10 protein-coding genes are annotated in these 11297 nt (G+C 73.6%); 5 read left to right on the forward strand and 5 right to left on the reverse strand.

The genetic code is table 11. From position 1 onward, the window contains the following. Window positions 1–41: 41 nt before the first annotated feature. Entirely contained in the window at window positions 42–2492 is a 2451-nt protein-coding gene (locus FGE12_RS06070) for a PPC domain-containing protein (protein WP_153865348.1), read from the reverse strand. A 247-nt stretch (window positions 2493–2739) separates the two neighbouring features. Between FGE12_RS06070 and FGE12_RS06075 the strand changes: the two genes are divergently transcribed. Together FGE12_RS06075 and FGE12_RS06080 are read left to right on the forward strand one after the other, a co-directional pair. Beyond that, complete coding sequence (locus FGE12_RS06075) at window positions 2740–3813, forward strand: sensor histidine kinase (RefSeq protein WP_153865350.1); 1074 nt, start codon at window positions 2740–2742, stop codon at window positions 3811–3813. Further along, window positions 3810–4583 carry a LytTR family DNA-binding domain-containing protein gene (locus FGE12_RS06080; protein WP_153865352.1) on the forward strand — a complete coding sequence of 258 codons (774 nt, stop codon included), beginning with the start codon at window positions 3810–3812 and terminating at the stop codon, window positions 4581–4583. Before FGE12_RS06075 ends, FGE12_RS06080 begins: the two co-directional genes overlap by 4 nt. 25 nt (window positions 4584–4608) lie before the next feature. Here FGE12_RS06080 and FGE12_RS06085 read toward each other — a convergent pair whose 3' ends face one another. Continuing rightward, entirely contained in the window at window positions 4609–5646 is a 1038-nt protein-coding gene (locus FGE12_RS06085; protein ID WP_228530591.1) for a pirin family protein, read from the reverse strand. A 120-nt stretch (window positions 5647–5766) separates the two neighbouring features. Here FGE12_RS06085 and FGE12_RS06090 point away from each other — a divergent pair, with 120 nt between their 5' ends. Further along, entirely contained in the window at window positions 5767–6543 is a 777-nt protein-coding gene (locus tag FGE12_RS06090) for a hypothetical protein (protein WP_153865354.1), read from the forward strand. On the opposite strand, the gene FGE12_RS06095 is transcribed toward FGE12_RS06090, so the two are convergent. Then, complete coding sequence (locus FGE12_RS06095; RefSeq protein WP_153865356.1) at window positions 6537–8138, reverse strand: hypothetical protein; 1602 nt, start codon at window positions 8136–8138, stop codon at window positions 6537–6539. The genes FGE12_RS06090 and FGE12_RS06095 overlap by 7 nt on opposite strands. Further along, complete coding sequence (locus FGE12_RS06100) at window positions 8135–8899, reverse strand: hypothetical protein (RefSeq protein WP_153865358.1); 765 nt, start codon at window positions 8897–8899, stop codon at window positions 8135–8137. Before FGE12_RS06100 ends, FGE12_RS06095 begins: the two co-directional genes overlap by 4 nt. A 172-nt stretch (window positions 8900–9071) precedes the next feature. On the opposite strand from FGE12_RS06100, the gene FGE12_RS06105 reads away from it, so the two are divergent. Then, window positions 9072–9968, forward strand: a complete 897-nt coding sequence (locus FGE12_RS06105) for an endonuclease/exonuclease/phosphatase family protein (protein ID WP_194797627.1) — start codon at window positions 9072–9074, stop codon at window positions 9966–9968. 75 nt (window positions 9969–10043) lie between these two features. Continuing rightward, window positions 10044–10832, forward strand: coding sequence for an ABC transporter ATP-binding protein (locus FGE12_RS06110; protein ID WP_370458894.1), 789 nt, complete (start codon window positions 10044–10046; stop codon window positions 10830–10832). Here FGE12_RS06110 and FGE12_RS06115 read toward each other — a convergent pair. Further along, entirely contained in the window at window positions 10829–11287 is a 459-nt protein-coding gene (locus tag FGE12_RS06115; RefSeq protein ID WP_153865361.1) for a hypothetical protein, read from the reverse strand. The two genes, FGE12_RS06110 and FGE12_RS06115, sit on opposite strands and share 4 nt — an antisense overlap. Between the last annotated feature and the right edge of the window lie 10 nt (window positions 11288–11297).

The following is an 11297-nucleotide window of genomic DNA, read 5'->3' on the forward strand; positions in this document are numbered from 1 at the left end:
GCTGGCCCCACCGCCCCCGCCTTCACCGCTTCACGCCGCGGCTACTGGTTCTTCCACAGCTGCACGGCGTAGTAGTTCGCCGTGGGGTCCGCCGGGCTCTCGACGATGCCCCCCATGGCCGAGACCCGGCCGGTGCGGATGACGGTGGGCACCACGATGGCGCTCGGCACGTCCTCCTCGACCACCAGGTAGTAGTCGCCGCGCGCCGGGGCGCGGAAGGAGATCTCCATCGTCGCGCTCATGCGGTTGAGGGAGCTCGGGACGCCGAGCACCTCGTCGCCCTGCTCGTGCCGCACGCTGGCCAGCACGTTGCCCTGGCGGTCGAGGATCTTCATCTTCGCGTTCAGCGCCGAGCCCCAGCTGCTGTAGTCGTCGCCCTCGTCGGACCAGTTGCCATACAGCGACACGCTCACCAGCTGGTTCGCGTCCGCCTGGAAGGCGAACGAGTCCACGTCCACGTGGGTGTCCGAGTTGGAGATGATGCCGGAGGCCCAGCCCTGCGCGTCGAAGGCGCTCGCCTGGGGCTCGGTGCCGGCGGCGGGCAGGGTGTCGTTGGGCTCGGTCTCGAAGCGGCTGGTCGCGGCGCGCTCGAGCAGGAAGGTGAAGCTGCCGGCGCGGTCGCCGCTCATGCGCACCAGGTACTCCCCGTCCTTCACCAGGATGGTGCGGTACACGTCCGCGGCGCCCATGTCCTCGAAGGGGAGCTCCTTGGCGAGGTCGCTCGCGGAGTAGAGCAGCGCGTCCACGTACACCGGGCTCACGTCGCTGTTGCCCTTGCCGAAGGGGTAGAGCTCCACCAGGTCGCCGGCCTTGCCGCTGAACTTGTACCAGCGCACGTCCGCGTCCGAGGCCACGGTGGCGCTCACGTACTGGCCGTAGGCGATGCCCATGGCGGTCTCGGAGGTGGTGTTGGTGCCCGGGTCCACCGCAGCCTGCACGCCCTGGGCGGAGAACGAGAGGAAGTAGGGGCCCGCGCCGGTGTTGCAGCAGCGGGTCACGCGGACGTAGTAGGTGCCCGGGGTGCTCAGCAGCAGCTCGACGCTCGAGTCGTACCAGTACGTGTCGTCGTTGTTCCAGAGCTGGACGCCCTCGGCCGTGTACACGTAGAGCGCGGGGTCGTAGTAGCCCGGGCGCTCCTCGGGGACGTACATGCCGTTGCGGTGCGCGGTGAGCGCGAAGCGCACGCGGGTGGGAGCGGCGATCTCGAACTTGTAGTAGTCGCCCTCGGTGGTGCCCGAGCCGGCGAGGCCCTCGTAGTAGCCGTACACCACGCCCGGCGCGATCGCCTCGGCGGCGGCGATGCTGTCGTTGCCGCCGCCCTTGCCCGCCTCCTCCTGCTCGAGCTGCAGCAGCGCGGGCGCGCCGGCCAGCTGCACCCAGGTGGCGTAGCGGCCACCGTCCAGCTCGGTGCTGTCGCCCACGTCCGGCTCGAGCACGAGCAGGTAGTCGCCGTCCGCGGGGATGCGCACCTGCTCGAGGCCGAAGTCCAGGTCAGTGCCCGTGCTCTCGTTCTGGCCGATGCGGAAGAGCACCTGCTCGTCCTTCGCGGCGACCAGGGTCACGCGGATGCCATGCTTCCAGTTCGCCTGGTCCAGGCGGGTGGCGTAGGTGGCCACCTCGAGCAGCTGGCCCGCGTGGGCGCTGAAGCGGTAGGTGTCCACGTCGTTCTTCGCCTCGCCGCCGGCCTCGGTGGCGCTCGGGGTGAGGTCGCCGAAGAGGGGCAGGCCCACCTGCAGCGGCTCCGCGGTGGCGAAGGTGTCGTTGAGCTGCGCGCCGGTGGCCGTCTTGTCCTTCGGCTCGCGCTCGTCCGCGGCGTTGCTCAGGCTGAAGGCGCCGCTGGTGGCGCTCGCGCCCGGCGCGGTCGCGCTGAGGGTGTAGCCCTGGCCCGCGCGGTCGAAGCGCAGCGCGTCGAAGGTCGCCACGCCGTCCACCGTGGTGGCCTCGGCGCCGCTCAGCACCGCGCCGGTGGGGTTGTTGCCCACGCCCAGCTTCACCGGGCGCGCCACCCTCACCACCCGCCCGTCCTTCGCGGAGACCACGCTCACGCGGAAGGCGTCGAGCGGCAGGCTCGCGCGGTAGGCCTGCACAAGCCCCTCGAAGCGCAGCGCCACCGCCTCCACGTCGAAGCTCGCGCTCTTCACCGTGCCGCCCTCGAGGTCCTCCACGCCCTCCGCGCTCGCCTCGAGCACGAGGCCCGCGCCGCCGCCCTCCACCCACGCGTCCGCGAAGGTGGCCTTGCCCCCTTGCGCGATCTGCGTGACGGTGCCGCCCAGGCTCGCGCCCTCGCCGCTGAGCTTCAGCGTCACCTTCGCCGGCACGTCCAGCGCCTTGCCGTCGCCGTCCTGCACCTGCACCACCACGCCCAGCGGCTCGCCGGCCACGCCGGATGCCGGCTGCGTGGTGATGACCAGCTTCGCCTCGTTGCCGCTGCACCCCGCCAGCGCGAGCATCGCGCTCGCGAGCAGGGCCACTGCCCCCCGGAACTGACTCATCTGAAGACCCATCCTTGCTGTGTGTCGTTTGGCTCTGCGGCCGGGCCTCGGAGGCAGCAGCCCCCCATGGCCCGTTCGCGATGGACGGCATTTGCCAGCGGGGGCGTGACAGGCGAGTGACCGGGACGGGAGGCCTACAGAGGCCTACGCGCGTGTCGGGAGCGACCGCTGGGGGCCGGGTATCGACCGCTCGCGCCGGCCGGGCGCGCACAGGGGGCGGGGCGCGGGCACTATGCTCGGCCTGGACATGCCTCCCATCCGCCCTCCCGCGCTGCCCCAGGGCTCGCTCGTGCGCAGCACGGTGCGCGCGCTGCTCGAGCCGCGCCGGCTCGCGCCCATCCTGCTGGTGTGCGCGCCCATGGTGGCCGCCCAGAGCCGCTACAGCGAGGACCCGCTCGCCGTCCCGCTCGCGCTGCTGATGTGCGCGCTCTTCGTCCTCTTCGCGCCCCTGGCCTGGCGGGTGCTCTTCCCCGAGCGGCTGCCCGCCTCGCAGGGCGCGGTGCGGCTGGTGCTCTACGCGGCGCTGGGGGCGGGCATCGTGCTCACGACCGGCCTGGTGCTGCCGGGGCTCCTGGGCATGGGGCACACCTTCCTCACCCAGCGCCCCACGCTGCTGGTGGCGGGCGCGCTCTTCCTCGTGGGCGGCTGGGGGCTGGGGCGGGACATCGGCCTCACCGCCACGCTCGCGCGCGAGCGCGCCCGGGCCGAGGCGCTGGCGCGCGCCGCCGAGGGCGCGCAGCTGCTCGCGCTGCGCTCGCACCTGGACCCGCACTTCCTCTTCAACACGCTCAACGCCATCGCCGAGTGGTGCCGCGAGGACGGCGCGGTGGCGGAGCGCGCGGTGCTGCAGCTCTCCGAGATGCTGCGCGCGGTGCTCGCGGGCGTGCGGGCCTCCACCTGGCCGCTCGAGCAGGAGCTCGCGCTGGTGGAGACGCTGTTCGCGCTGCACCTGCTGCGCGACCCGCAGCGCTTCACCTTCGCGCTGCAGGTGCCGCCCGAGGTGCGCGCGCTGCCGGTGCCGCCCCTGCTGCTCCTGCCGCTCGCGGAGAACGCCGTGAAGCACGGGCCCGCGGCGGGCCATGCGGGGGCGCTGCGGCTCACGGCCGAGCCACACGGCGCCTCCCACGTCCTGCTGCAGCTGGAGAACCCCGGCCCCTACCGCGGCCCGCGCGAGGGCAGCGACGGACTGCCCACCCTGCAGCGCCGCCTCGCGCTCGCCTACGGCGGCCAGGCCACGCTCCGGCTCGAGGAGCAGGGCGGGCGCACCTGCGCGAGCCTCCTCCTGCCCCGAGAGGGGCCCCTCCCGGATGTGCTCACATGACCCTGCGCGTGCTCATCGCGGACGACGAGCTGCTCGCGCGCCGGCGCCTGCACCGGCTGCTCGGCGCGCTGCCGGACGTGGAGGTGGTGGGCGAGTGCGGCGACGGCAAGGAGGTGCTCGCGCGCGTGCACCAGGGCGGCGTGGACGTGGTGCTCCTGGACATCCACATGCCCCACCTCAGCGGCATGGAGGCGATGCGCCTGTTCCCCGCGGACGGGCCCTACGTCATCTTCTGCACCGCGCACCCGGACCACGCGGTGCAGGCCTTCGACTCGGGCGCGGTGGACTACGTGCTCAAGCCGCTGGAGCCCGCGCGGCTGCAGAAGGCGCTGGAGCGCGCGCGCAGCCGCGACGCCCAGCGCCGCTTCGAGGCGGAGCGCGCGCGCCACCGGCCGGGCGCCGCCGCTACCGCGCCCCCCGCACTCGAGCGCCTGCCCATCCCCACCCGCCAGGGCATCGTGCTGGTGGACCCGCGCCAGGTGACGCACCTGCAGCTGGGAGATGGGCTGGTGACGGTGTTCACGCTCACCGGGCAGTACCTCAGCGACGCCAGCCTGCAGGAGCTGCAGGCGCGGCTGCCCCCCACCTTCGAGCGCGTGCACCGGCGCGCCCTGCTCAACCTCGAGCAGGTGCGGCAGCTCGAGCCCCTGGAGACCGGCGGCTACATCGCGCGCACGGTGCAGGGGCACGCGGTGGAGGTCTCGCGCCAGAGCGCGCGCGAGCTGCGGCGCAGGCTGGGGCTGCGCCGTGGGCCTGATGACGAGCCCTGAAGACGAGCCCTGAAGACGAGAGCCGCTAGCCCGGCCGCTCGATGTGCCCGTCCGCGTGGCGCGCGAAGCGCCCTTCGGACAGCGGGTGCACCGGGTCGCTCGAGTCCCAGGGCCAGCCGCCGAACTGGGTGCGCTGGTAGTCGGCGAAGGCCTGCTGGATCTCCTCGCGCGAGTTCATGACGAAGGGCCCGTACTGCACCACCGGCTCGGCGATGGGGCGCCCCTGCAGCATCAGCAGCTCGACCTCTTCCGGACCTGCCTCCAGTGCCGCGGGCGCGTCCGCGCGCAGCTCCACCGCGTGCGAGGGCGGGATGTCCCGGCCCCCGATGCGCAGGGCGCCGCCCTTGAAGAAGTAGAGGGTGCGGTTCACCCCGGCGGGCGCGGGCGGCAGGGTCCAGCGCGCGCCGGGCGCGAGCTTCAGCGTCCAGATGGCCACGTCCGAGCCCGGCTGCGAGGCCCAGGAGTCGGGCGGGGGCGGCAGGCCCTTGAGCCCCTCGAGGCCTCCCGCCACCACCACCACCTCGGTGCTGCGGCCGGCCTCGTCCCGGAACACCTGGCGCGGGATGCGCTCGCGCCAGAGCATGGAGAAGTAGGGCTCCACCATCTTGCTCTTGCGCGGGAGGTTGAGCCAGATCTGGAACAGCTCCACGGGGTTCGGCTTCTCGCGGTTGAGCAGCGGGAACATCTCCGAGTGGTTGATGCCCTTGCCGGCGGTGAGCCACTGCACGTCGCCGCCGCCGAAGCGCGCCGCAGCCCCCAGCGAGTCCGCGTGGTCCAGCAGCCCCTCGCGCACGATGGTCACCGTCTCGAAGCCGCGGTGCGGGTGGTGCGGAAAGCCCGGCACCACCTCGCCGTGGTACATGCGCCAGCCGTCCTTGCCCTCGAAGTCCTGGCCCAGGTCGCGCCCCTCCAGCGAGGCCGCCGGCCCGAAGTGCTCGTTGCCCGGCGGGAAGGCGTCGTCGTGGTGCACGCAGAAGAGGAAGGGGCTGGGCGTGCGCCAGGGCATGCCCAACGCGCTCACCGACCGCACCACGTCACTGCCCTCGCTTCGCTCCACGCTCATCGCTGCGTCTCCTTGCGCCGGCGCGGCGCATCCCCATGCATAGCGGCGGGCGTGCGGCAGTGCACGGGGCAGGGCGGGGGAGGTTGTGCCGCTGCACGCTCCCGGGCCCCAATGGTGCTCATGACCCTGGCCCCGTCGCCTCTCGCCCGCCTGCTCACCGTGGCGCTGCTCGCCTGCGGCCTGGCCCCTGCCGCCGCGCGCGCCGAGGGCCTCTTCCACAACTCCAGCGCCTCGCTGCTCTACGGCACGAACTTCCACGACGCCTCGGTGGGCAACGACCCGCCGGGCGGCAAGCTGCTCACCGTCACGCTCGAGAACTTCACCGAGTTCCCGCTCGGCGACAGCTTCTTCTTCCTCGACCTGACGAACGGGGACTACGGCGAGGGGCCCGCGGACGACTACCGCATGTACGGCGAGTGGAACCCGCGCCTCAGCCTCTCCAAGATCTCCGGCCGCAGCTTCGCCCTCGGGCCGCTGAAGGACGTGCTGCTCACGTACGAGCACAACCGCGGCAGCAGCGGCTTCGTCTCCAACAACTACGGCCTCGGGCTGGACTTCCGCGTGCCGCACGTGGCGGTGCTCACGCTCAACACCTACCTGCGCAACGACAACTTCAGCCCGCCCACGCTGCAGCTCACCTTCGTCTGGTACGCGCCCTTCATCACGGGGCCGCTGCGCTGGACCTTCGGCGGCTTCGCGGACCTGTTCCGCATCCGCGGCGCGCCGGAGGGGCAGGGCGGGTGGGATCTCATGACCCAGCCGCAGCTGCTGCTGGACGTGGGCGCGCTCGCGGGGCTCTCCCCCGAGCGGGTGAAGGTGGGCACCGAGTGGTACCTGCACCGCAGCGGGCTGGGGCTGCGCAGCGCGCCCCAGGCGATGCTGCGGCTCGCCTACTGAGCGAGGCCCGCGGCCGCGGCCTCGGCCTCCACCTGCGCGTAGTCGAGGTCCGCGTGGGCGTCCGCGTCCACGAGCGCGCCGGCCTTCTCCTCCACGTGCTCGCGCAAGGCGGGGAACAGCGCCATCACGCTGTCGGAGCGCACGGTGGAGGGCAGCGCGCGCGCCTCGGTGAGCAGCGTGCCGCGGCTGCTGCCCGCGTCCAGCGCGCCGTGGAAGCCCTCGCTGGCGATCTCGTTCGCCCCGCCCGGCAGCTTGAAGCCCGCGGAGGCGTAGGGGCGGCGGAAGGAGAGCAGCACCTGGGCGGGGTACTCCACGCTCAGGGGCTGCAGGGCGGTGCGCGCGCGGAAGAAGAGGTCCGGGTACTTCGCGTCCCGGGTGAGCGCGAACAGCTCCTCGTCCGTGTGCACGCTGAAGGGCGGCGCCTTGCCGTCCTCCCCGCTCGCATCGTCGCCGCCGTGCGCGTTCAGCTTCACGCCCAGCTCGCCGTACTTGCCGTCCGAGGGCAGGTAGTAGCGGTTCTGCGCGGGGTCGTAGCCGAAGCTGACCAGCACCTTGCCGTTTCGCCACAAGCCGTACCACTCGAGCGCCACGCCGGGCAGCAGCGCGGCGATGTCCGGCCGGGGACTGGCGCGCGCGAGCGCCACATCCACCGCGTTCAGGGTGGAGGCGCGGCGCGCCACCTCCTCCGAGAGCTCCGGGTCGGTGTGCAGCGCGAGGTAGCTCACGCGCGTGTGGATGATGGGGATGGCGTACACCTGCCCCGTGCCCCGCCCCTCCGCGAGCCGCTTCACCGGGGTGAGGCCGAGCCCCGGCATCAGGCTCTCGAAGTCCAGCAGCTCGGGGCCCCGCGCGCGCTGGAAGTCCATGCCGTGGTCGGAGAGCAGCGTGAAGACGTAGCGGCGCTCGGGGTGCTTCTTCTTGAAGTCCTGGATGCGGCGCCACACCTGCAGGAAGGCGCGCGTCACGTCCTCCTTGTGCTGGATGTGGCCCATGGCGTCCACCTCCAGCAGGTAGCCGGTGAAGGTGTGCGCGAACTCGCCGCGGCGCGGCAGCAGGAAGAAGAGGTTGTCCAGCGCGTCGCCCAGCGCGCCCTCGCTGTCGCGGTAGCTCCAGAGCGTGGAGAGGTAGCCGTCCGCGTAGCTGTCGAAGGCGCGGTAGTAGGGCGGGCCCTCCAGCAGCGGCGCGGCGGGGAACTCCGGCAGCGCGTGCGTGGCGAGCCCGGGCAGCCCCGCGCGCTTCACCTCGTCGCCCACCGGATCGTAGTACTGGTACTCGTAGCCGCTCTCGCGCGGCGTGCGCAGGATGCGGCTCCAGCTCGCGTCCGACGTCGCCGGGAACATGGAGACGAAGGGCGCCGCGCTCCACCCGCCGCCGGGCCCGAGCGCCTCGCGCAGCGAGCGGTCCTGGCGCGCCGCGTCCTGCACCGTGTCGTAGGAGAGCCCGTCCACCGCGAGGAACACCTGCACCTCGGGGTTCGCGCCCGGGTCGCCGTGCACCGGCACGCTGTTGAGCAGCGCGAACTGGTCCCAGTCGCAGCCGGCGAGCGGCAGCGCGAGGAGGCCCGCGAGCAGCGCGAGGCGGCGCGCGCGCCTCACAGCTGCAGCCCCAGGCTGAGCAGGGGCTGGCCCTGGATGCCGTCGCGGCTGTGGCGGTACACGTAGCCCAGGCGCGCCTCGAAGCTCTCCGTGTGGAAGCGGTAGGAGGCGCCGAACACCTGCATGCTGTCGCGCGCGCTCGTGCCCAGCTGCCCGGTGTGCAGGAAGAGGCCGTGGTTCTTCTTCGGGGCCAGCTCCACGCTGAGGAAGGCGCCCGGAGTGAAGGTGGTCTCCACCGGCGCGTGCCCCGTCACCCCCAGCACCGTGGCGCTGCCGTGCAGCGTGAGCCAGCGCCGGGCACTCCAGCGCGCCGCGAGGCTGAGCGGCAGCGCGAGCACCGAGCGGCCGCCGGTGTCGAAGCCCGAGGTGTAGCGCGAGGAGAGGAAGGCCTCGTTGGCGCTGGGCAGGAGGAGATACGCGCCCAGCTGCAGCGCGAGCGCGAGGCGCGGGCCCTGCAGCAGCGCCGCCTTGAGGTGCAGGTTCGGCACCCGCATCACCAGGTTCGTGGGGCTCAGGCCCACCTGCAGCCCGCCGGGAAGGCCCACCTCGGCCGCGGACGTCCCCAGGTACACACGCCCCTCGGGAAGGGTGGCGCCGGTCTGGTCCCACAGCGGGTAGAGGCCGGTGGCGGGCGAGGTGAAGGCGTCTCCGGCGGCTCCCGCGTCTCCCGGGACGATCTCGGCCGGCGGTTGGGCGGCGGACGCTGCGGGCTGTGCGCTGGGCAGGCCCGCAGCCGGGGCGGTCGCGGCAGGCGTTGGCAAGGCGGCTCTAGGACCCGCAGCCACCTGCATGGCGCACACCGCGATGAATACAGAGAGCATCGTCCCCCCTCCAACCGCGGCCGGCTCCCGCGGAGGTCCAGCGAATTCCATGAATCCTGTTCTTCTCCCGGCCGGAAGCCGACATGTAACCTGCGCAACACGCCGGAGGCAAATGGGCCTCGCGCCCTGGCTGCTGCTGGGGCTGCTGCTGCTGCCGGCCGGCTGCCGCAGCCGCTCGGCGTCCGCGGCGGAGGCCCCGCCGCCGCCGCGCGCCCCGATGAAGGGCGAGTCCCTGCGGCTCGTGACCTACAACGTCTACAACCGCCCCTGGCGCCGGGCGGCGCGCACCCACGATGCCGCCGAGCTCCTCGCGCAGCTGCAGCCGGACGTCGTGCTGCTGCAGGAGGTCTCGCGCTACGCGCACTCGAAGGACGTGCCCAGCGCGCGCTTCGCCCAGCGCCTCGGCCTGCAGGACTTCACCTACTGGATGGAGGACGGCCTCCTCTTCAGCGGCGGGCAGGCGCTGCTGTCGCGCTACCCGCTGCGCGAGGTGGCCGGGCACCCCTTCAGCAAGGACTACCGCATCGAGGCGAAGGGCTTCGTGCACGCGGTGCTGGCCACCCCCGCGGGGGACGTGGGGCTTGTGGGGGTGCACATGGCGGCGGTGAAGGGCGGCAAGGTGAAGGCGCAGCAGTTCGCCGAGCTGCAGGCCTTCGTGGAGGGCCTGCGCGCGCGCATGCCGGTGCTGGTGGCCGGGGACTTCAACGAGGAGCCCACCACGCCGCTCTCGCAGGCCTTCCGCCGCGCGCTCGGGGCGCAGAGCCTCTACGAGGCGGTGGGGCAGGGGGACCCGAAGCTCAAGAGCTACGCGCCCTACCCGCGCCCCTGCACCGACCCGCAGGCGGAGCTCATCGACGACATGCTGCTCGTCCCCGCGCACACCCCCCACGCCGCGCAGCTGAGCTTCACCCGCGGGGGCATCCAGCAGGGCCCCACGCCCGTGGCCTCGGACCACTGCCCCGTCGCCGCCACCATCCAGCTGATGCCACCCCCGCCCGACCCGGGCTAGAAGCGGCGGTGCCATGTGGCACCCCCGGTCCCTCCGCCCCCGCTCTGCCGCGCCCTCTTCTCACGGGGAGGCGCGGTGACGGCCCCGCTGCTCGAGTGTGAGGGGCTCACGGCGGGCTATGGCCCCACCCAGGTGCTCGGTGGAGCCGGCGGCCTGAGCTGGCGCGTGGGCGCGGGCGAGCTGTGGGCGGTGCTCGGCCCCAACGGCGCGGGCAAGAGCACGCTGCTGCGCAGCCTGCTGGGGGTGAGCGCCTGGACGCGCGGGAGCGTGCGGCTGCTGGGGCGCGAGCGCGCGGAGTGGGAGCCGCGGGCGCTCGCGCGGCGGGTGGCGTGGGTGCCGCAGGGGCTGGAGCCGGTGGAGGGCTTCAGCGGCCTCGAGCTGGTGCTGATGGGGCGCAGCCCGCACCTGGGGCTGTGGGGGCTCGCCTCGGACTCGGACGTGGCGCGCGCCCGCGCCGTGATGGAGGAGCTGGAACTCAGCCACCTCGCGGGGCGCATGGCGGACGCGCTCTCGGGCGGCGAGCGGCGCATGCTGCTGCTCGCGCGCGGGCTGGTGCAGGACCCCGAGCTGCTGCTGCTCGACGAGCCCACCGCCTTCCTCGACCTCAAGCACCAGGTGGCGGCGCTGCAGCGGGTGCGCGCGCGCACGGACGCGGGCCTGGGCGCAGTCGCCGTCCTGCACGACGTGAACCTCGCTGCCGCCTTCGCCACCCACGTGCTCCTGATGCAGGAGGGGCGGGCGCTCGCCGCGGGCCCCGCGCACGAGGTGCTGGTGCACGCGCAGCTCGAGCGCCTCTACGGGCTCGCGCTGGAGAGTGCGCGCGCGCCCTCCGGCGCCCAGCTCTTCGCCCCCCGCGCGCGCTAGCGGCGGGTCGGGGCGGCGGCCGGGGTGCCCGCGTCCCGGGTCCCGCCGTCTCCCATGGCGCCTCCGGCGCCCCCATCCCGAGCCCCGAGGCTGCCGCTGCCGGCCATGCCGCGCGCGCCCGGGTCCACACCGCCATCCATGCGGCTGAGCGAGTTGCCCGGCGCAGTGGAGCCCTCGCCCACGCCGCCCGAGCCGCCGGTGGCCTCGGCCTTCGGGTCCTTCGTCTCCGGCGAGAGCGGGGAGGCGAGCTTGGGGTCAGTGGTGCCCACGGTGTTCGGCTGGCTGCCGGTCTTCGGGGCGCCGCCCGTCTGGGCCTCGGGGCGGGCCTGGCGCTGCTGGGGGGTCTGGAAGGCGTCCTGGTCGCGCGGGGCGCTCTGGTCTGCGCAGGCTCCGATGCCGTAGGCCGCCACCGACACCACGCCCACCGCCACCGCCCGCCGCATGAATCGCACCATGGAAGTCCTC

Origin of the sequence: Aggregicoccus sp. 17bor-14 (assembly GCF_009659535.1) — a bacterium.
GTDB lineage: Bacteria > Myxococcota > Myxococcia > Myxococcales > Myxococcaceae > Aggregicoccus.